Below are 20,436 nucleotides of genomic sequence, written 5' to 3' on the forward strand. Positions count from 1 at the left end.
AATCCCCCTAACGCTTACGCTTCTTGGCCTACAGTTTCGTCTTCAATACCAAGTTCTTGTTTAATCCAGTCATAACCTTCTGCTTCGAGACGCTGTGCAAGTTCTGCACCGCCGGATTTTACAACGCGGCCTTGCATCATAACGTGAACAACATCCGGAGTGATGTAGTTTAACAGGCGCTGATAGTGCGTGATCATCAGGCAGCCGAAGTTTTCGCTGCGCATTTTGTTGATCCCTTTAGATACAACTTTCAGAGCATCAATGTCAAGACCTGAGTCGATTTCATCAAGGATGGCGATTCTCGGTTCAATCATCATTAATTGAAGGATTTCGTTGCGTTTTTTCTCTCCGCCTGAGAAGCCTTCGTTAAGGTAGCGCTGAGCCATTTCAGGGTCCATTTCAAGGAACTCCATGTTTTCGTCCATTTTGCGGATGAATTTCATGAGAGAAATTTCATCGCCTTCTTCTCTGCGCGCGTTGATTGCTGAACGAAGGAAGTCGGCATTTGTCACACCGCTGATTTCACTAGGGTACTGCATCGCAAGGAATAAACCTGCCTGCGCGCGCTCGTCCACTTCCATCTCCAGTACATCTTTGCCGTCAAGCGTGATGCTGCCTTTTGTTACTTCATACTTAGGATGCCCCATAATAGCAGCTGAGAGAGTGGATTTACCAGTTCCGTTCGGACCCATTACTGCGTGGAACTCTCCGCCTTTTATTTCAAGGTTTACACCCTTTAAGATCTCTTTCCCTTCGATTTCAACGTGAAGACCTTTGATCGTTAATGTTGAAGCAGCCATATCTATACCTCCAAAAATATATAATCATTATTCTCATTTTATTCTCATTCTAATTTTATAACAAATGAAAAGTAAATACAACTTTTTATCGTGCCTTGCACATTTCTCAAGTTTAACAAAGATCAGCACTTTATTAAAGCGATTGAAAAAGAAAAAGAGTGGATTCCCACCCTTTTTTAGAAGATTGATTTTCTCAATAAGCTCCCGCAGAAATCCGCTTGCTCTTTGCATAATCAAGCTCTCTCTGCCGCTCTACTTTCATTCTTGTTTCCAGCCGGCGTCCGTATTCCTCGTATCCAATTCCGTGAGACAGCTGCATCGCTTTTTCCATTTCTGACGTATAATCGAGGTTCAGTCTATCCTGGCTGTTGCAAATAATGAATCAATCCCTTCATTTATTTGCTTCTATTGTATCAGCGCTCTGATGGATGCCGCAAAAAGGATATGGCTTGAAATAGCGGCAGATGAGACGAAAGCATCCTTTTAGAACAAATGAGAATCGTTTTTCGGAATATTCCTTCTCTTAATGCGTGGTGTTTCCGAATTCCTCTATGCACTGCTGTACAACTGTCACACCCTGGCTAAGAGCCGCTCCGCCTCCAAACGCCGCTGCCACACTGACAGCTTCGAGAATATTCTCTTCTGTCGCTCCCTCATCCAGACAGCCTTTTGTATGATAGATCATACAATATTCATCCTGGGCATTGATGGCGATTCCAAGGGCGATCAGCTGTTTTTCTCTTTCAGTCAGTGAGTTTCCGGCAAAGCATTGTTCAGTAAACTCGTTGAACTTTCTCCCCATCAGCGGCATCTTTTGTTCGAATGTGCCTAGACCTAATTTATATTGTTTTAGCGCGTCCTGCATGCTTCCTCTGTCTTGATTCAAAGAAAATCCCTCCATCTGTTTAACATTCCTTTTTATTATGAACAGCTTTTAGGAAAATACCCGAAAAAAACCCCGGATTTCTCATCCGGGGTTTCACCGTGTCAGCAAACCCTCGCATTCGTTGTCAGACCTCCGCGTTGGTGCTCACGAATTACAACATTCGCTCTGCTCCAATGCTCGTTCTTCCTAGACTTCAAGGGTTTTCAATCACGCTGAAAAGATGACAAAGCCATAAAACGAATATCGTTTTATGGCTTTGTCAATAATTGAACCCCGGATTTCTTATCCGGGGTTTCAGTCTTATTCAGATACAGGAAGCACAGCTCCGTCGTATTTTTTCTCGATGAAGTCTTTGATCTTTTTAGAGTGAAGAACTTCCATCAACGCTTTAATCTTGTCAGAATCTTCTTCGCCTTTTCTTACTGCGATGATGTTAGCGTATGGGTTGTTTTTCGTTGCTTCCACTTCAATCGCGTCTTTTTTAGGATTTAATTTACTTTGGATCGCATAGTTTACATTGATGAAGACCGCGTCTCCTTCTTTGTTATCATATGCTTTTGCCGTTAATTCAGGCGCTACCTTTTTGAATTCAAGATTTTTCGGGTTTTTCTTAATGTCTTTCAATGTTGCGTCAACTGTTTCGACTTTAGAATCAAGTGTGATTAATCCAGCATTTTCAAGCATTGCAAGCATACGGCCTTGTTCAGCGACGTTGTTTGTCAGGATAATGGTCGCGCCGTCTGGAAGGTCTTTCAGTGATTTGTATTTTTTAGAGTAAATACCAAATGGCTCTAAGTGAACAGCACCGGCATTCACAAGTTTGTAATCTGTGTTTTCTTTCATTTCTTGGTCAAGGTAAGGAATGTGCTGGAAGTAGTTCGCATCCACTTCTTTATCAGCTAAAGCTTTGTTGTACATCTTGTAATCACTAAGCACTTTCACTTTCAGCGTGTAGCCTTTTTCTTTCAACAGTGGTTCAGCTTCTTTTAAAATTTCCGCATGCGGTGTTTTTGTCGCAGCAACGACAATTTCTTTCTTACCAGATTCGGCGTTATTCGAACCGCAGGCAGCCATAACTCCTGCAAATACAAGCAGTAATGCACCTAAAAATAGTTTTTTCAATGTAAATCCTCCCTTATCGTTTGTCTATAATATTTGTTATAACATCACCGATGATTTGAATAATAAACACGATGATTAAAATAAACACAGTAGCAACGAAGGTCACATCAGTATTATTCGACTGATAGCCTTCCACGTACGCAAGGTTTCCAAGACCGCCTGAACCGATGGCTCCGGCAATTGCCGTTGAGCCGATCAATGCGATCGCCGTAACCGTGATACCAGAAATAAGAGCCGGCATAGATTCCGGAAGCAGCACTTTGAAAATAATCGTAGATGTCTTAGCCCCCATTGATTTAGCTGCTTCAATAACACCTTTATCCACCTCACGGAGCGCGATTTCAGCAAGGCGCGCGTAAAACGGTGCCGAGCCGATAACCAGCGCAGGCAATGCGGCGTTTGGCCCTAAGATCGTGCCGACCAAAAACTTCGTAAATCCTAGCAGTAAAATAATTAAAATAAGGAACGGAATCGACCTGAATATGTTGACAACGGCCGCAATCACAGAGTTGATCGTTTTATTCTGCCAGAGGCTCCCTTTACTTGTCAGAAAGAGCAGCAAGCCGAGAATCACCCCGATGACAAAAGCAAACAGCAAAGAGATCAGCGTCATATAAAGGGTTTCATATGTCGCGTTCCACAATTCTGTTAAATCAACGTTCGGGAAGTATTTTTCAAACATTCGTGATCACCTCTGCTTTCACCTGTTTGTCATTAATAAACCCGATCACGTTTTGCACTTCTTCCTCGTCTCCGTCAATATGGATAAACAGTGAACCGTAGGCTCCATCCTTCGTCTGCGAGATTTTCCCTTGCAGAATATTGACGCTGACATTAAAGTTTCTGATCATCTCTGTAATCAGAGGCTGTTCAGCCGAATCACCGACAAATGTGAGCTGAACCATTTTTCCTGATGCTGTTTCATCAAGAAGGTGCTGAAGCGTTTCTTTCGTTTCTTCCGGCTCTGTCACCTGCTGAACAAACCGTTTTGTCATGTCTTCCTTCGGGTTTTTGAAGACATCGAGAACTTCGCCTTCTTCCACAACCTTTCCGTTTTCCATGACAGCGACTCTGTTGCAGATTTTGCGGATCACATGCATTTCGTGCGTGATCAGCACAATTGTCAAACCGAGTCTATCATTAATATCGGACAATAGATCCAAAATTGAATCTGTCGTTTGCGGATCTAGTGCTGATGTCGCTTCATCACAAAGGAGAACCTTCGGATTGTTTGCGAGCGCTCTGGCGATTCCGACACGCTGCTTTTGTCCGCCGCTCAGCTGAGACGGATAAGATTTTTCTTTTCCTTCTAAACCTACCAGTTTAATCAGTTCATTGGCGCGCTTGATACGCTCGCTCTTTTTCACCCCGGCAATTTCCAGAGGAAACATGATGTTATCTCTGACGGTCCGCGACCAAAGCAAATTGAAGTGCTGGAAAATCATGCTGATGTCATGGCGTGCGTTTCTTAACCCGCGTCCGTTTACTTCATTAATCTTGGTTCCCGCCACTTCCACGGTTCCTGAGGTTGGTTTCTCAAGGCCGTTCAGCAGACGGATTAAGGAACTTTTACCAGCTCCGCTATATCCTATAATTCCAAAAATCTCACCTTTTTTAATGGAAAGCGAGACATTTTGGACAGCATTGACATCTCCATGTTTCGACTTATACACTTTTGAAACATCTTGAAGATTGATCAAAGCAATCACCTGCCTTAACACTATTCTAAGAAATCTTCCGGGGTTTTCTGCAAAAGAAAAACCTTTCTGCACACTTGAGCAGAAAGGCTTATATAAAATGCCTTTCTCTCATCTTTCAAAGCTGAACGCTTCGTGTGAATTGGCACCATTTCAACAGTGTTGATGGTTGCCGGGCTTCATAGGGCACTTCCCTCCACCTCTCTTGATAAGAGAAATATATAGTCTTTTTCGTCCGGAAATTCTTAATGTAGAATAGCATGGCGGATGATTGCATGTCAATAAAATAAATGATGTCAACTTTTACTATTATAATAATTTGCTATTTTTTAATTATTCACAATCCTCTGAAAAAAACCATTCGTCAGCCAGAGAATCGCTTCAAGCTTTAACAGGGCTCTGAAGGACCCCTTGACTTTTAGGCTTCCGCTCTGAATCAGATGCTGAAGGGAAATGTCTCCGTGCAATAAATGAATGATTTCGGATTGGTTTCCGTAAAAGGTCAGGTTGGACGGTTGGCGCGGAGAAATTTTTTTCATTTCTCCCTGTTCGTTTATTGAGACGGTTAAGGCTTCTGTTTCTCCTTGGAAGGTAATAAGCAATGTTGAAGCGCTCAAAAGGGGTTTTAAAAACAGATGCTGATACTCATCTTCCAAAACTTCCGCTTTCTCCATATGTACAACCTCCTATTTGTTGGTCATACATAGACATTTCTCTCTCTGGCGCACGAACCCCTTTATAAAACGAACGACAATTTCATTGGAATGCGCTGAGAAATATGTCATAAATGGGATGCGGAAGATGATTTTTGTTTGATCAGCTCATATAAATAAGAAACGGAATGAAACGCATATCCTCTTTCAACCACTTTTCCTCCTTTAAACAGCAGAAAACAAGGGACGCTTTCAATTTGATAGGCTTTTGCGAATGTCGGAGAGTAATTGACATTGTTTTGATAGAAGGCGACATCAGGCAGCATTTCTTTCACCACTGTCAGCATTTTGCTTGCAAGCTGGCAAGTGCCGCAAAACGGAGTATATAAATACAGAAGATACACATCATCAGCAATGTGCTCAAGCTCGTGTTCCTGGAGTTCTTTCATGCTATACACCTCGGGACTTTCTTTCAAGAAAAATAGTATGGACATTCAGATTCGCGCGCAGCAATACAGAGGCGACGTGGTGTCTGGGCGCAGCCGCCACTTCTTTATAGGCTCTGTCGATATGCAGATGGCAGGCTTCGTTAAATTCTCTTTTCAGTTGTTTTCTCAATTTCTCGCCTGATTCGTCAGCATCCACTAATATATAGACGTCTTTATCATAAAGCTCGTCAGCCAATTCCTCAAGCCTCAGCTGGCTGATTGTTCCGTTTGTGCAGATAATGCGCACCGGTTCATCCAGGACGCTTTCGATTTTCTCTTTATCTGATTTCCCTTCGACAATCATAACCTTTTCCAGCTCATCCATCTTCATCTTCTTCACCTGCCGCGTCAAATTTGAAACGTTCAGATTGTAAAAGAAGGCAGTGAAATTCACCGCCAACATTAACACCAGCCGTTTTCGTAGTCACAATCCACATATTTTGCGTCGTTTCCCGAGACCACATCGGCTGTCTTATAAAATTTCTCATTTTCAAAGGAATAACCGGACTTAAGCTCATATTCATTCATGCTTGTCATTTGGCCGATCCTCTCATTTTCATGATATAACGAGAGCCGGCCATGTTGAAAGCGGCCTGTCACATCATTGGTGACATCGAGCTTTTGTTTGCTGAAAGCCATATTGGACACCTCCCATAACGTTAGCGTGTCCAATTGCCTTTACAGCTATCCTGCTTTAGTCTTCCTGTGTCATCTCTTCGTATTGCTCTGCTGTCATCAGTTTTTCAATTTCAGAAGCGTCAGACGGCTCAACGACGATCATCCATGCTTTTTCGTACGGAGATTCGTTTACGAATTCCGGACTGTCATCAAGATCTTCGTTAATTTCCACAACAGTTCCGTTAATCGGCGCATAAAGCTCAGATACCGTTTTAACGGATTCAACACTGCCGAATGGCTCGTCCGCTTTGATTTCAGCGCCCACTTCAGGAAGTTCGACAAACACGATATCGCCTAGCTCGGACTGGGCAAAATGCGTAATCCCGATTCTGGCTTTTTCTCCTTCAACTTTTACCCACTCGTGTTCTCCTGAGTAACGCAAATCTTTAGGTATGCTCAATTGAATCCCTCCATTTTTTACAGCACTATAATAAGAAGATACCATACTTTTCAAAAAAAATTGACATTAAGCCCAGTTTTCTTCAAATTGGTCTTCTTTAAAACCGGCTGTCACTTTTTCGCCGTCTGTTGTAAGCGGTCGTTTGATCAGCATTCCGTCTGAAGCCAGCAGTTCAAGCTGTTCGTCCTCCGACATGTGATACAGCTTTTCCTTGAGATTGAGCTCGCGGTATTTCATGCCGCTCGTGTTGAAAAATTTTTTGAGATCCAGTCCGCTTTTTTCATAAAGCGCTTTTAGTTCTTCTTTGCTTGGAGGCTGCTCTGCAATATGTATTTCGTTGATTTCTTTTCCATGCTCTTCAAGCCATTTCTTTGCTTTGCGGCACGTTCCGCATTTAGGGTACCAGTAAAAAGTTAACGACATCTTCTTCCCCCTCAATAAAATAATCGAGGTTATTTTAACACAGTTTGTTTTAAAAACCTAAAACAGTGCTTCTTTGAAAGGGCTCCGCATGCGGAGCCCTCAAATTGTTGACAAAATCCTAAAACGGGTTTTGTTTTAGGATTTTGTCATCTATTCAGCGTGATTGAAAACCCTTGTAGTCTAGGAAGGACGAGCATTGGCAGACTTTCACAGGATGTGATGACGGCGGTGTTTAGGCAGGACGCCTAAGCATTTAGCCGCCGTTCCTTTCGTCATTCGTGAGCACCAACGCGCAGGACTGACAACGAATGCGAGGGTTTGTCGACACGCTGAGAGCTCCGCGCATGCGGAGCTCTTCGCCAATCAGACAATATATTTTTCAGCCTCAAAAACGCCCGCTGCCGCTTCGCGTTTTTTCTGAATCACGTTTTTAGGTGTTACGCGCGTCAGCTTGCGCAGAGCGGAAAGCATCATGCGGAGTGAATCTCCTTCTTCCATTGCGATGAGGGATTCCTTCGCGTGCGCTTCAATTTCGTTAAAGGCCTCCTGAACGAAAATTTCAGTATACAGCACCTTTTGCGCCGCTTTTTCTCCGCCTTGCGCGGCAATGGCCTTTTCCGTTCTCAGCACGGCTGACTCCATCGCGTACACATTGTTGACGATGTCCGCGACGTTGACGAGAATTTCCTGTTCGCGATCGATGGCTTTCCCGTATTTTTGCGCGGCGAGACCGGCGGCGAACAGCGCGATTTTTTTAGCTTGTTTGACAATATATTTCTCCTGCTCTAAAACGCCGCTGCCAGGCTCTTCAGGCATAAGCATCATGAGTTCTTCCTGCAGCGTTTGCGCTTTTTCAAATAGAGGCAGTTCGCCTTTAAGCGCTTTTTTCAGGAAGGTGCTTGGCACGATTAACCGGTTGATTTCGTTTGTCCCTTCAAAAATCCGATTGATCCTTGAATCCCTATAGGCTCTTTCCACTTCGTACTCCTGCATAAAACCGTAGCCTCCATGAATCTGCACGCCTTCATCAACGATATAATCAAGCGTCTCGGAGCCGAATACCTTATTAAGAGAGCATTCGATGGCATATTCGGCAATCGACTTGGCAATTTGGCGGCCGTCCTTGAGATCTTCGGCCGTAAACTGGCTCATATTGTCTTCAAACAGCCCGACGGTTCTGTACACAGAGCTTTCCATCGCGTACAGCCTTGATGCCATTGTCGCGATTTTTTCCTGTGTCAGCGAAAAGCCCGCAATCGGCGTTTTAAATTGGCGGCGCTGGTTCGCGTATGCCGCGGACAGCTCGATCACCCGCTTAGATGCGCCGATTGAACCAACCGCCAGCTTGTAGCGGCCGATATTTAGAATATTAAAGGCGATAACATGCCCTTTGCCGATTTCGCCAAGCAGGTTTTCCTTTGGCACTTCAGCTTGATCTAAAAGGAGGGTTCTTGTCGATGACCCTTTGATCCCCATTTTCTTTTCTTCCGGACCCGTAGATACACCCGGGAAATCTTTTTCTACAATAAAGGCTGAGAACTTTTCGCCGTCCACCTTAGCGTAAACAACAAATACATCAGCAAAGGCAGAGTTGGTAATCCACTGTTTTTCCCCGTTTAACACGTAATGCGTACCCGCTTCATTCAGCACGGCTGTTGTTTTTGCTCCAAGGGCATCAGATCCGGAGCCCGGCTCAGTCAGTGCATAAGCCGCGATCTTTTCGCCTGAAGCGAGCCCGGGCAAATATGTTTTCTTTTGTTCTTCTGACCCGAAAAAGACGATCGGCAATGATCCAATGCCGACATGCGCGCCATAAGAAAGCGAAAAGCTTCCCGCACGCGAAAATTTTTCAGTGATGAGTGCCGAGCTGATTTTATCAAGACCGAGCCCTCCGTACTCCTCTGGCACATCGGCGCCAAGAAGCCCGAGTTCGCCCGCTTTCTTTAATAGCCTGACGGAATGCTCGAATTGATGGTTTTCGATGTCATCTATATGAGGGAGCACATCTTGCTCGATGTAGTCCTCTGTTGTTTTCGCAATCATTTTATGCTCGTCAGTGAAATCCTCCGGTGTATACATTTGATCGTATGAGATATCCTCGATTAAGAAACCGCCGCCTTTTTGTACTTCAGCCGCTTTTTTTGCCATTTATTTTTCCCCCTTTAGCATAATTCAAATACACCGGCCGCTCCCATCCCGCCGCCGATACACATTGTGACGACTCCAAATTGCTCGTTTCTCCGTTTCATTTCATGAATCAGTGAGAGTGTAAGCTTTGTTCCCGTACAGCCAAGCGGGTGTCCAAGCGCGATTGCGCCCCCGTTGACATTCACTTTTTCTTCGTCAATGCCGAGTTCTCTGATGACTTGAATGGCTTGTGATGCAAAAGCTTCGTTCAGTTCAAACAAGCCGATGTCCTGCAGTTGAAGCCCGGCTAGCTTTAAAGCACGCGGAATGGCTTCCACCGGCCCGATGCCCATCACTTCCGGAGGCACGCCGCCTACTGCAAAGGAACGGAATTTCACAAGCGGCGCCAAACCCAACGCATCCGCTTTTTCCCGATCCATCAGCATAACTGCCGCCGCTCCGTCACTCGTCTGCGAGGAGTTGCCCGCAGTAACCGTTCCATCAACGGAAAAAGCCGGGCGCAATGTCGATAAAATGTCTGTCGTCGTTTTCGGGCGAACGCCTTCATCTTGGGAAAAGACAAACTGTTTTTCCCGCGGCTTATGGTTGTCTCCGACTTCTGTCACCGTCACTTCGACGGGCACAATCTCATCTTTAAATTTCCCCTCTGCAAGGGCTTTGGCCGCGTTCTGGTGGCTGCGAACGGCAAACACATCCTGATCCTCGCGGGAAACGCCGTATTTTTTCGCGACCTGCTCGGCTGTGTGGCCCATGCTCATGTAATACTCCGGCGCCTTTTCTGCCAATGCGAGGTTCGGACGGGTCACATGCCCCATCATCGGTACCTGCGACATCGATTCTGCTCCGCCGGCGATCGCTGTATCGTAGGCACCGAGCATAATTTTTTCTGCCGCATATGCGATGGTCTGAAGGCCTGAAGAGCAGTAGCGATTGACTGTGACCGCCGGGACCGTGTACGGCAGCCCCGCAAGCGCGCCGATATTTCTGGCCATATTAAGCCCCTGTTCCGCTTCAGGTGTCGCACAGCCGATAATCAAGTCGTCAATATTGCCTTCGTAGCCGCCTGCCCGTTTCAGTGTTTCTTTTACGCAAATCGCTCCCAAATCATCCGGGCGAACGGTGGCCAACGATCCTTTCTTTGCTTTCCCAACCGGTGTTCTTGCACCTGACACAATGACTGCCTCTTTCATAAGCTCCCTCCTAATTCCGTAAAGGTTTACCTTTCACAAGCATATGCTGCATTCTCGCTTGAGATTTCGCCTCTCCTGCCAAACTCAAAAACGCTTCTCTCTCGATCTCCAATAAATATTCTTCATCAACCTCTGTACCGAACGGCACATGGCCGCCGGCAATGACATAAGCAAGTTTTTTCGCGATCTTGAAATCATGCTCTGATATATAACCGGACAGCTTCATTTGCTCCGCGCCAAGCAAGAGTGCCGCATAACCGGTTTCTCCCGCCACCTTGACCTTTTCTTTTACAGGCGGCCGCCAGCCTGTATCGTATAAAGATGCGGCAAGCTGCTTCGCATCGTACAGCAGGTGGTCCTGATTCACGCTGATGGGATCCGCTTCTTTTAAGATGGTCATCTCACGAGCCTCTTGGGCGGAAGCGGACACTTTCGCCATCGCAATCGTTTCAAATGTTTTCATTGCCGCATTCATCGGATCAGGTGCGCGGCGGAGATGGTTGATGTACAGCTCTTTGTTTCCTCCTCCGCCCGGGATGAGTCCGACGCCGGATTCCACAAGCCCCATATAGGTTTCGCTTGCTGCTTGAATGCGCGCCGCCGGCAGGCATACTTCGGTTCCTCCGCCGAGCGTCATGCCAAATGGAGCGGCGACAACCGGTTTCGCACTGTATTTGATCTTCATCATCGTCTCCTGGAAACGGCGTATCACGAAATCGACTTCCAGAAAATTGTCATCTTGAACTTCCATTAAGATCATGCCAAGATTGGCGCCAACGCAGAAATTTTTCCCTTGGTTGCCGATGACAAGGCCTTTGTAGTTCCGCTCTGTTTCCTCTAATGCTTTGTTGATCATTTGAATGATATCGAGGCCGATCGCATTGCTTTTTGAATGAAACTCAAGGAGGGCCACATCATCTCCAAGGTCGATCAGGCTTGCTCCGCTGTTTTTCGCAATCACGCCGTTTGTTTCCTTGAGCGTTTGTAAATGAATTCGTTTTTTGTTTTCTTTCACAGCTCTATATTCGCCGCGGTCATAATAAAATACCGTTCCATTTTCTCTGATGTAGAAGGTTTCATTTCCTTTGTCCAGCATGTCTTTGATCCAGTCAGGCATTTTCGCTCCAAGCTGTTCAAGCTTTTCCGCCGACTGCCTGAGGCCGATGGCGTCCCACATCTCGAACGGGCCCAGCTCCCAGCCGAATCCCCACTTCATGGCTTGGTCAATCGCATGAATATCATCGGCAATCTCCCCAAGCAGTTCGGCTGAGTAAAGCAGCGTTTGAGATGTGATTTTCCACAGCAGTCTGCCAGCTCTGTCATCCGAGTAAATAAGCGCTTTCATTTTGGCTTTTGTTCCTTTTGCCTGTTTTGCCGCTTCTAGTGACGCTGTTTTCATTTTTGTCCGTTCGCCATAAGTAAGCGTCACTGGGTCAAGCTCATAAATCGTTTTTCCTTCTTTTTTATAAAAGCCTTGGCCGGCCTTGCTTCCGATCCACCCTTGTTGCAGCATATCGTTCATGAAACCCGGCAGGCGGAATACTTCTTTCTCGTCTCCGTCCGCTTTGTCGTACACATTTCGGGCGACGTGGGCGAATGTATCGAGTCCGACAACATCAAGCGTTCTGAAGGTTGCGCTTTTCGGTCTGCCGATCAGCGGACCTGTGACCGAATCGACTTCCCCTACCTGATAGCCGCCTTTCAGCATTTCTTGGACTGTGACGAGAAGCCCGTACGTTCCAATGCGGTTTGCGATAAAGTTCGGTGTGTCTTTTGCTGTGACGACGCCTTTACCAAGGACATTTTCACCGAAGGCTGTCATAAACTTTAAAATATCAGGGTTCGTTTCCTTAATCGGAATGACCTCTAGCAGCTTTAAATAGCGAGCGGGATTAAAAAAGTGTGTTCCGAGAAAATGGGCTTTAAAATCATCCGACCGTCCTTCAGCCATCTCCTGTACTGATATGCCGGAGGTGTTGCTTGAGACGATGCTGCCAGGCTTTCGATGTTCATCTACAAGAGCGAATATTTGCTTTTTGACTTCAAGGTTTTCGACAACGACCTCAATAATCCAATCTGCTTCTTTCAGCTTTGCTGCATCATCCTCCAGATTGCCAGGTGTGATATAGGAGGTATTTTCCGCTGATGTGAGAGGAGCGGGCTTTTGTTTCAGCAGTTTTTTCATCGCCTGCCGGCTCAGCCTGCTGCGCACCTCCGAACTGTCCTTCGTCAGCCCCTTTTTTTCCTCTTCCTTTGTCAAATCGTTCGGCACAATATCAAGCAGCAGGACAGGAATGCCGATATTAGCCAAATGCGCAGCAATCCCGGAACCCATTACCCCCGATCCTAAAACGGCTGCCTTCCGAATGTGTTTGTGCATGAGATATCCCCCTTGAACATTGAATGAATAATCATTCATTTTTTGAACAAAAAAAATGAAACCCGTTTCTTCTTTCATCTTAAAAGATTTTCGCTTCGACTTCAATAGCTAATTTGTTATTTTTTTGCATGAAGCTTATAAAAGACGGGCAACTTAAACCCGGAGGTGAAGGGAATGGTGCGAGAGAAAAAAGATCCGTCTTCAGCGGCAGTCAGCGCGGCGAGCGTGAAAGGTGATGCCGGTCCGACTCAGCATTACGGCGGCGGAAAACGGACAAGTCAAAATCAGCAATATAAAAAACATAACATGGAACAATCATGACGCAGCTGCTTCCCGCGGCTGCTTTCATTTTTTCAAAATTCCTTTCAGCACAAACACTGCATTGGCAGGCCGTTCGCCAATTCTTCTCATAAAGTAGCTGAACCAGTCCGTTCCATATGGGACATACACTCGCATTCTGTACCCTTCCTTAGCCAGTTCCTTCTGCCGCTCCAGCCTGATGCCATATAGCATTTGAAACTCAAATTGTGACGCTGGGATCTGATGTTCACCCACGAACTGTTTTGTAAACGCAATGATGTCATCATCATGTGTGGCGACAGCCGTGTAGTTCCCGCTTAACAGCTGCAGTTTTATTAAACTCTGAAAATGAAGGTCTGTTCCTTTTTTGTCAGGGAATGCCACAGCCGCAGATTCTTTATAAGCGCCTTTCACAAGTCTGAGATTCGGCTTTAAGTCATGCATATTTCTGATATCTTCTGCCGCCCGGTACAAATAGGCCTGAATCACCGTGCCGAGCATTTCAAATTCCTGTTTGCATTGCCTGTAGATAGCGAGTGTCTGTTCATAATGAGAATAGTCTTCCATATCAATCGTCACAGCAACACCATATTGCCTCGCAGCGGATAGAATGGCACGCAAATGAGAAAGGGCAAGTTCTTCTGAAAGATCAAGCCCGATTGAAGTCAGCTTGAGTGAAAGCTCTGAGTCCAATTGATGCTGGGCAATGGCTTGAATGGCTTTCTTGCATTCCTCTGCGACTTGCTTCGCTTCTTTTTCTGACGCTGCATACTCGCCTAAATAATCAATTGTTGCGCACAAACCGGATCTATTTAGCCTTTTGACAGCCTTAACCGCCGATTCAATTGTATCCCCCGCGACAAACCTTCGTGCTCCAAGCCGCGGCCCGTATGCTTTTGCGAACTTGGTAAGTGCTTTATTTTGAGATAAGAATAAAAATATATGTCTCAACATCCGACTCCCTCCTGCCGCCATTTTCAAAACACCTGCATATAACTCCCGGACTAAAGGAAACTATATATTGAACAGAAAACCAAAGGAGGATCACAATGGATAATCAGCAGCAATCACAAATGCCGCCTTCCGTTATTTCGACAAAAGATCATTTGTATCTGAATGACATGCTGAACTGGAATTTGCTCGCGATGAAAAAAGCGCATTTCATGGCGCAAAAGTGCCAGGATCAATCGTTAAAACAAGAACTCGACCGCGTCGGACACATGCATCATGACCACTATCAAAGAATATTAAAGCACCTGCAGCCAGGCCAACAGCGGTCCGGCTACATCCAATAAGGAGGCGCCAGAATGAATCAGCAAAATCAGAAAATCAGCAACCCGGAGACACCTGTACCGACAACTTCGGAGATGAATGACAGAGATTTCGTCAACGAACTGCTGACAACAGAAAAATATATGACAACTGCGTATTGTACAGCCTTGAACGAATTCAGCCATGAGTCTCTCTATCAGGATATTCAAACCATTTTTGATGAGTCACAAAAAACGCAAAGAAAACTGTATGACCTCATGTTCCAATATGGATGGTATTCTGTCGAAGCGGAGGATGCCCAAAAGCTGCAGCAGTCCTACCAAAAATTCCAGCAGACCATTCAGCAGCAATCTCCTTATCAGCAATAAAATACATGAGCAAAAAGGATACGATGTGTTTCAGGGCATCGATCCTTTTTTTATGTGAAATTAGTTGACTTTTTATTAACGCTTATTTATATTTAATATATATTAATTATTTTACTATCTTAAATATAAATACAGTTTATGCAATAGAGGGGAAATGAACATGAAGAGTGCGGATCAGTTAATGTCCGATATTCAATTATCACTTCAGGCGCTCTTTCAAAAGATACAGCCTGAAATGCTGGAAAGCATGGAGAAACAAGGAATTACCCCAGCGCAGCTGTTTGTGCTGGCCAGCTTAAAAAAACACGGCAGCCTCAAAATTTCTGAAATCGCCGAGCGGATGGAGGTCAAGCCAAGCGCTGTGACGTTAATGGCAGATCGCCTTGAACAAAAAAATCTCATCACCAGAACACACAACACAAAAGACAGGCGAGTGATTGACATCAGTCTGACTGATGAAGGAGACGGAAAGTTCGAGGAGGTTTTGGCAGGCAGAAAAGCCATTATGGCGCGATACCTTTCCTTCTTGACGGAGGAGGAAATGCTTCAGGCGGCGCGTATTACAGAAAAGCTCGCACAGGCTGCAGCGGAAACGGATTGAAAAGCAAAACATGAAAAGAGGAAACGGATGAAATGAGTAATGAAGGCAAACAATCAAAACGGACGTTATTAATCACAGGCTTAATTATTGCCATGTTTTTTTCAGCTCTTGACGGTACCATTGTCGGAACGGCCATGCCGAAAATTGTCGGTGATCTGGGCGGTTTGAGCATGATGACCTGGCTGACAACTGCATATTTGTTAACATCAACAACTGTCGTTCCGATTGCCGGTAAACTGGCCGATTTATTGGGACGGCGTATTGTCTATGTATCAGGTTTGATTATTTTTATGGCAGCTTCCGCTTTGTGCGGAATGGCCAACAATATGACAGAATTGATTATTTTCCGCGGACTGCAGGGAATCGGCGGAGGCATTATGATGCCGATGGCGATGATTGTCATCGGTGACTTGTTCACTGGAAAACAGCGCGCTAAATTCCAAGGGGTCTTTGGCGCGATTTACGGGCTGGCTTCAGTGATTGGACCGCAAATCGGCGGTTGGATTGTAGACTCGCTAAACTGGAAATGGGTTTTCTATATTAACCTTCCAGTCGGAATTATTGCGGTTATTTTTATTGCCAGAGGGTTGCAGGGCCGCCAGCAGACTGGTCCGATCAACTTCGATATCGCTGGGATTTTCACGATGATAGTCGGGATTGTCAGCCTCCTTCTCGCCTTAAGTTTTGGCGGAAAAGATTACGCGTGGGGTTCATGGCAGATTCTTGGCTTGTTCGCACTCGCGCTGATCGGCATTGTCAGCTTTATTATCGTAGAATCAAAAGCAAAAGAGCCGATCCTGCCAATGTATCTATTTAAAAACAGAACGTTTACATTTTTAAACTTGATCGGTTTCTTTATGAGTATCGGCATGTTTGGTGCAATTACATTTGTTCCTTTCTTTATGCAGGGAATTGTCGGTGTAAGCGCGTCTGAATCAGGCACGATTATGACACCGATGATGATCTCAATGATTATTACAAGTATTATCGGCGGCCAGCTGGTTTTCAAAATCGGCATTAAACCGCAAATCATTACAGGCATGCTGATTATGGCCGGAGGATTCCTGCTGTTAACGACTTTGGGTCTTGATACGAGCAAGCTTGTCGCTACATCGTATATGGCGATTATTGGTCTGGGAATGGGTCTGGTTATGCCGATTCTGACACTGGCTTTACAGGAAAGCTTTTCGAAAGAAGAGCTTGGGGTTGTCACATCATCCAGCCAATTCTTCCGTTCTATCGGAGGAACATTCGGCATTACCATGCTTGGAACTGTAATGAATGCGAGATCAGGAAACTTATTAACAGATAAACTGGTGCCATATTTAGACTCACTTCCGGCACAGGCAAGCTCATTTGCCAACCAGCTAAAGAGTATGATTGATACAAATCCGCAAGGGCTGCTGCAATCACTGTTCAGTCCGGACGCATTGAAACAAATCCCTGCGGCTTTCTCATCCCATATTATGCCGATTTTAAAAACATCGTTGATGGATTCGCTCCACAGCGTGTTTTATACAGGCCTGATCTTTATCGCAGTCGGAGCCGTATTTACCTTATTCTTAAAACCTATCAAGCTATCGAATAAGAAAACGGATGAACAAGTAAAAGAGAAAGCGGCACAAGCCGTTGAATCACCTTCACATTAATAGAGCGCCCCGCGGGTCCAACCCGCGGGGTTTTTTATTCGATCATCTGAGCCCTTCCATTTCCGAAGGACCAATCCTCATCCTGATTTCCGGCCAGTATGATAAACACATCTTCTTTTCTTACACCAAGCCCGGATTGAATCCGGCTTGCGATTGAGTGGTAAAGCGCTTTTTTCTGTTCAGTTGTTCTTGAATCTTTCAACGTAAAATGAATGTATATCAGTTCATCAGTACGCTCGACCCGCAGATAAGACGGATCATAAAAAAATTCGCTGTTTTCATATTGCCTGATGACTTGAAAATAGTCATCTTCCGGCACATTGATTTCTTCGATCATCGATTGATGGATGGTCCTGCTTAGTTTTTGAAGCCATGCTTCACTTCTTCCCGCCCGTAAATGAATCTGTACAAATGGCATCCCCCGCATCTCCTCTCTTTACAGCGTCTGTCCGCTGTCAATTGTGATGATTTGGCCTGTAAGTGATTCCTGTTCAACAAGCGAACAGATCAATTTGGCGACATCATCCGGTTCAGCAATACGCTGCAGCAGCAAAGCGCCGATCATGCTTTTCATTTTTTCTTCCCGGCCAGCCCACCATCTCGTTGCGACAGCTCCCGGTGCAACACCGCTCACTCTGATTTCGGGCGCTAAGGCGTGGGCCAATGATTTCGTTAAACCGTGCACCGCCGATTTTGACACTGCATAAGGCATAGATGAACCCGCCCCGGTTAACCCTGCGATGCTGCCGACATTCACGATCGCTCCAGCCTTGCTTTTTTTCATGAACGGAACCACTGCCCGCGCGCAGAAAAACATCCCTTTCACGTTGACAGCGTACAGCTCATCCCAGACATCTTCTGTCGCCGCTTCAAGATCATCCATTGGAATATGCCGTGTAATGCTGGCGTTATTGACTAAAACATCAATCGTGCCGTGCGTTTTTACGATCGAGTGAACCATGTCCTGCACTTCGCTGTTTTTTGATACATCTGCTCGTATGGAGAAGGCTTGCCCGCCATCTTTTCGAATCATTTCCACTGTTTCCTCCGCTTCGGATTGCGAACGTGAATAATTCACCGCAACAACCGCTCCGCGTTTTGCCAATTCCATGCTGGCTGCTCTTCCGATTCCTGTTGCGCCCCCTGTTACGAGAGCTATTTTGTTCATGACATTCATTGCCGCCACTCCTTGCTGTTTATGAAATTATCTTGCTGATTCCATTGTAATCCAGGTTTGGTGTTACGTATAATGATTGTTAAAGATACTTGCTATCACTCAGATTGATAGCAACAAACAAACGGAGGAATTCAAAATGGAAAGCGGAGATTTACGTGTGTTTCAAATGGTAGCCCGTGAAGGCTCCATTACGAAAGCAGCCCTGCAGCTTGGCTATGTGCAATCGAATGTCACAGCCAGAATTCAGCAATTGGAAGCTGAGCTGGGCACCATGCTGTTTTTGCGCCATAACCGGGGCATGACACTTTCTGCAAGCGGAAAGCTGCTGCTGGACTACGCCAATAAAATTATCGGCCTGCTGGATGAGGCATCTAAAGCGCTCTCATCCTCTCTCGAACCAAGCGGGCCGCTTATGATCGGCTCCACTCAGACAACCGCCGCGGTAAGGCTTCCGAAGCTTCTGGCTTCTTATTATGAAGAACATCCAAACGTCCAGCTGTCTTTAACAACAGGTCATACACAATTTCTCATTGATAAAGTTCTCCGGTATGAATTGGATGGCGCCTTTATCGGATGTGAATGCAATCATCCCGAGCTCGTGTCCTATCCTGCATTTGAGGAAGAACCAGTGGTTGTTTCAGCAGCTTCCGTATCCGATGCAGAGGAAGCCATCACAAAGCCGATTCTCGTTTACAGCACAGGCTGTTCGTATCGGGAAACACTTGAAAAATGGCTGCGCGCTGCCGGCGTCACACAGCCGGTTATTATGGAATTTGGTACGCTTGAAGCGATTATCGGCGGGGTTACAGCAGGTCTTGGCATCTCGTTGCTGCCAAGAACGGTTGTGCAAAAACACGAGGCTGAAGGGTCGATTCGCGTGTACCCGCTGCCTGAAGCTCTCAGACAGATGAAAACAGAATTTATTGTCCGAAAAGATTCGTTTATCAGCAGCGCGCTGCGGACTTTTATGGATTCCTTCGCGGCAGATCAAACGGCAGCATCACAAAAAAGCAGTCTGCTGTGATTGGCAGACTGCTTTTTAATTATTATTTGTTTCGATGCGTTTCATTTAATTCCTTAATATGCTGAATGACATCTTTAATGCCCTGCTTCGCGTCAGGATATGTCCCATTCCAATGCTTAGCTAGGGGCGGCATGCTTTTGGCTATATGCGTGTACAAAATCCATTGCTTCACTTCTTCTTTTAGCTCATTGTTTGATTCACCAAGCAGAAGCTCCGTATACTTCTCCAGCAATCCATCGAGCTGTTCCTTAAGTTTTTGTTCCATTTTCCATCTTCCTTTCGAAAAAATAGCAAGGAGCTTTCTCAAGTGAAAGCTCCTTCGCTGGCGTTTATTTATCCATGTGATGTAAAAGCCGCTTCCCGGACAATGCATCTGCCCCTGCCATGAGGGATGCAAAGAGGCGTTCCGAACAGCGGGTCCTGTGTGACCTGACAGTTCATAGAAAACACATTTTGCACAAGATCACAAGTGATGACTTCTTCCGGACGGCCTTCAGCATAAATTTGTTTATCTTTTATAGCCACAAGATGATGCGCATAGCGGCACGCCAAGTTTAAGTCATGGAGAACCATAACAATCGTCCGCTCTTCCTTTTCATTCAGCTCAAACAGCAAATCAAGAATTTCAATTTGGTGCGTCATGTCCAAATACGTCGTCGGCTCATCCAGAAGGATAATATCCGTTTCCTGTGCAAGCGTCATTGCGATCCAAGCCCGCTGGCGCTGTCCTCCTGACAAAGAATCGACGGCGCGGTCAGCCATGTCCTCAAGTTTTGTTGCTTTAAGCGCTCTCTCAACTGCTGCCTCATCCTCTTTTGACCACTGTTTCAGCCAGTTTTGATAAGGATATCTTCCTTGCTTCACCAGCTGGTGCACCGTCAGCCCCTCTGGAGCCGAAGGACCCTGCGGCAGGATTGCGAGTTCTTTTGCGACTTCCTTCGTTGGAAGCTTGGCAATCGCTCTTCCTTCCAGCAGCACTGAACCACCTCTCGGCTTCATCAGACGCGCTAATGAACGTAAAAGTGTCGATTTTCCGCAGCCATTACTGCCAATAAATACGGTAATTTCACCTTTTGGAATGGTTAAATTCAACTCATCAATAATAACGGCATCCCCGTATCCTAAGCTCAGCGTTTCTGTAGAAATTGCACTCATACCCATAACCGCTCCTTTTTGCTGG

Annotated in this window: 25 protein-coding genes, 1 pseudogene and 1 riboswitch; of the genes and pseudogenes, 6 read left to right on the plus strand and 20 right to left on the minus strand. The window is 45.7% G+C overall.

What is annotated here, in order from left to right; all coding sequences use genetic code 11:
- Nucleotides 1–14 precede the first annotated feature (14 nt).
- The 15 genes from sufC to ABZM97_RS16965 form a co-directional block, all read right to left on the minus strand.
- Nucleotides 15–800 (minus strand): Fe-S cluster assembly ATPase SufC, encoded by a 786-nt coding sequence (sufC, locus tag ABZM97_RS16895; RefSeq protein WP_087991066.1) that lies wholly within the window; start codon nt 798–800, stop codon nt 15–17.
- Between the two features lie 193 nt (nt 801–993).
- Nucleotides 994–1,131 carry a hypothetical protein gene (locus tag ABZM97_RS16900; RefSeq protein ID WP_202328068.1) on the minus strand — a complete coding sequence of 46 codons (138 nt, stop codon included), beginning with the start codon at nt 1,129–1,131 and terminating at the stop codon, nt 994–996.
- A 192-nt stretch (nt 1,132–1,323) separates the two neighbouring features.
- A complete protein-coding gene (locus ABZM97_RS16905; RefSeq protein WP_003222796.1) occupies nt 1,324–1,701 on the minus strand; it encodes a carboxymuconolactone decarboxylase family protein in 378 nt (125 codons plus the stop codon).
- Between the two features lie 285 nt (nt 1,702–1,986).
- Nucleotides 1,987–2,808, minus strand: a complete 822-nt coding sequence (gene metQ, locus ABZM97_RS16910; protein ID WP_148964046.1) for a methionine ABC transporter substrate-binding lipoprotein MetQ — start codon at nt 2,806–2,808, stop codon at nt 1,987–1,989.
- Nucleotides 2,809–2,821: 13 nt separating this feature from the next.
- A complete protein-coding gene (metP, locus tag ABZM97_RS16915; protein ID WP_087991070.1) occupies nt 2,822–3,490 on the minus strand; it encodes a methionine ABC transporter permease MetP in 669 nt (222 codons plus the stop codon).
- Nucleotides 3,483–4,508: a methionine ABC transporter ATP-binding protein MetN gene (metN, locus tag ABZM97_RS16920; RefSeq protein ID WP_202328067.1), complete on the minus strand. Its 1,026-nt coding sequence runs from the start codon at nt 4,506–4,508 to the stop codon at nt 3,483–3,485. The genes metP and metN overlap by 8 nt, the downstream gene beginning before the upstream one ends.
- 105 nt (nt 4,509–4,613) lie before the next feature.
- Nucleotides 4,614–4,720, minus strand: a riboswitch (SAM riboswitch).
- A 114-nt stretch (nt 4,721–4,834) separates the two neighbouring features.
- The gene (locus ABZM97_RS16925; RefSeq protein WP_087991072.1) at nt 4,835–5,179 is read right to left on the minus strand and encodes an SCP2 sterol-binding domain-containing protein; all 345 of its coding nucleotides are present in this window, start codon (nt 5,177–5,179) and stop codon (nt 4,835–4,837) included.
- Between the two features lie 107 nt (nt 5,180–5,286).
- Nucleotides 5,287–5,607: a thioredoxin family protein gene (locus ABZM97_RS16930; RefSeq protein ID WP_024713602.1), complete on the minus strand. Its 321-nt coding sequence runs from the start codon at nt 5,605–5,607 to the stop codon at nt 5,287–5,289.
- A 1-nt stretch (nt 5,608) separates the two neighbouring features.
- On the minus strand, nt 5,609–5,971 hold the full coding sequence (locus ABZM97_RS16935; RefSeq protein WP_176365274.1) for a toprim domain-containing protein: 363 nt from the start codon (nt 5,969–5,971) through the stop codon (nt 5,609–5,611).
- 77 nt (nt 5,972–6,048) lie between these two features.
- Nucleotides 6,049–6,285, minus strand: coding sequence for a YusG family protein (locus ABZM97_RS16940; protein ID WP_087991074.1), 237 nt, complete (start codon nt 6,283–6,285; stop codon nt 6,049–6,051).
- Nucleotides 6,286–6,340: 55 nt separating this feature from the next.
- Nucleotides 6,341–6,724, minus strand: coding sequence for a glycine cleavage system protein GcvH (gene gcvH / locus ABZM97_RS16945; RefSeq protein ID WP_010330011.1), 384 nt, complete (start codon nt 6,722–6,724; stop codon nt 6,341–6,343).
- A gap of 66 nt (nt 6,725–6,790) precedes the next feature.
- On the minus strand, nt 6,791–7,147 hold the full coding sequence (locus ABZM97_RS16950; protein ID WP_202328066.1) for an arsenate reductase family protein: 357 nt from the start codon (nt 7,145–7,147) through the stop codon (nt 6,791–6,793).
- A 363-nt stretch (nt 7,148–7,510) separates the two neighbouring features.
- Nucleotides 7,511–9,295, minus strand: coding sequence for an acyl-CoA dehydrogenase FadE (gene fadE / locus ABZM97_RS16955; RefSeq protein ID WP_367387004.1), 1,785 nt, complete (start codon nt 9,293–9,295; stop codon nt 7,511–7,513).
- A 14-nt stretch (nt 9,296–9,309) separates the two neighbouring features.
- Nucleotides 9,310–10,485, minus strand: a complete 1,176-nt coding sequence (locus ABZM97_RS16960) for an acetyl-CoA C-acetyltransferase (RefSeq protein ID WP_087991077.1) — start codon at nt 10,483–10,485, stop codon at nt 9,310–9,312.
- A gap of 10 nt (nt 10,486–10,495) precedes the next feature.
- Complete coding sequence (locus tag ABZM97_RS16965; protein ID WP_253268563.1) at nt 10,496–12,865, minus strand: 3-hydroxyacyl-CoA dehydrogenase/enoyl-CoA hydratase family protein; 2,370 nt, start codon at nt 12,863–12,865, stop codon at nt 10,496–10,498.
- 174 nt (nt 12,866–13,039) lie between these two features.
- Between ABZM97_RS16965 and ABZM97_RS16970 the strand changes: the two genes are divergently transcribed.
- Nucleotides 13,040–13,186: a YuzL family protein gene (locus ABZM97_RS16970; protein WP_087991079.1), complete on the plus strand. Its 147-nt coding sequence runs from the start codon at nt 13,040–13,042 to the stop codon at nt 13,184–13,186.
- Nucleotides 13,187–13,210: 24 nt separating this feature from the next.
- Here ABZM97_RS16970 and ABZM97_RS16975 read toward each other — a convergent pair whose 3' ends face one another.
- A complete protein-coding gene (locus ABZM97_RS16975; RefSeq protein WP_087991080.1) occupies nt 13,211–14,119 on the minus strand; it encodes a proline dehydrogenase family protein in 909 nt (302 codons plus the stop codon).
- 95 nt (nt 14,120–14,214) lie between these two features.
- Between ABZM97_RS16975 and ABZM97_RS16980 the strand changes: the two genes are divergently transcribed.
- The 4 genes and pseudogenes from ABZM97_RS16980 (at nt 14,215) to mdtP (ending at nt 17,055) form a co-directional block, all read left to right on the plus strand.
- Nucleotides 14,215–14,460: a hypothetical protein gene (locus tag ABZM97_RS16980; protein ID WP_087991081.1), complete on the plus strand. Its 246-nt coding sequence runs from the start codon at nt 14,215–14,217 to the stop codon at nt 14,458–14,460.
- 12 nt (nt 14,461–14,472) lie between these two features.
- Nucleotides 14,473–14,805: a spore coat protein gene (locus ABZM97_RS16985; protein ID WP_087991082.1), complete on the plus strand. Its 333-nt coding sequence runs from the start codon at nt 14,473–14,475 to the stop codon at nt 14,803–14,805.
- Between the two features lie 160 nt (nt 14,806–14,965).
- Nucleotides 14,966–15,437 (plus strand): annotated as a pseudogene (gene mdtR, locus ABZM97_RS16990) (MarR family transcriptional regulator MdtR).
- 1 nt (nt 15,438) lies between these two features.
- The gene (mdtP, locus tag ABZM97_RS16995) at nt 15,439–17,055 is read left to right on the plus strand and encodes a multidrug efflux MFS transporter MdtP (RefSeq protein ID WP_087991083.1); all 1,617 of its coding nucleotides are present in this window, start codon (nt 15,439–15,441) and stop codon (nt 17,053–17,055) included.
- 34 nt (nt 17,056–17,089) lie between these two features.
- On the opposite strand, the gene ABZM97_RS17000 is transcribed toward mdtP, so the two are convergent.
- Nucleotides 17,090–17,473, minus strand: coding sequence for a tautomerase family protein (locus ABZM97_RS17000; RefSeq protein WP_202328063.1), 384 nt, complete (start codon nt 17,471–17,473; stop codon nt 17,090–17,092).
- A gap of 18 nt (nt 17,474–17,491) precedes the next feature.
- A complete protein-coding gene (locus ABZM97_RS17005) occupies nt 17,492–18,232 on the minus strand; it encodes an SDR family NAD(P)-dependent oxidoreductase (RefSeq protein ID WP_289348104.1) in 741 nt (246 codons plus the stop codon).
- Between the two features lie 136 nt (nt 18,233–18,368).
- Here ABZM97_RS17005 and ABZM97_RS17010 point away from each other — a divergent pair, with 136 nt between their 5' ends.
- Nucleotides 18,369–19,256: a LysR family transcriptional regulator gene (locus tag ABZM97_RS17010; RefSeq protein WP_087991086.1), complete on the plus strand. Its 888-nt coding sequence runs from the start codon at nt 18,369–18,371 to the stop codon at nt 19,254–19,256.
- 22 nt (nt 19,257–19,278) lie between these two features.
- On the opposite strand, the gene ABZM97_RS17015 is transcribed toward ABZM97_RS17010, so the two are convergent.
- Both ABZM97_RS17015 and ABZM97_RS17020 read right to left on the minus strand, forming a co-directional pair.
- On the minus strand, nt 19,279–19,563 hold the full coding sequence (locus tag ABZM97_RS17015) for a YusU family protein (RefSeq protein WP_367387005.1): 285 nt from the start codon (nt 19,561–19,563) through the stop codon (nt 19,279–19,281).
- Between the two features lie 26 nt (nt 19,564–19,589).
- Nucleotides 19,590–20,417, minus strand: coding sequence for an ABC transporter ATP-binding protein (locus tag ABZM97_RS17020; protein WP_148964060.1), 828 nt, complete (start codon nt 20,415–20,417; stop codon nt 19,590–19,592).
- Between the last annotated feature and the right edge of the window lie 19 nt (nt 20,418–20,436).

The sequence above is a fragment of the Bacillus vallismortis genome (assembly GCF_040784915.1).
GTDB classification, from domain to species: domain Bacteria; phylum Bacillota; class Bacilli; order Bacillales; family Bacillaceae; genus Bacillus; species Bacillus subtilis_G.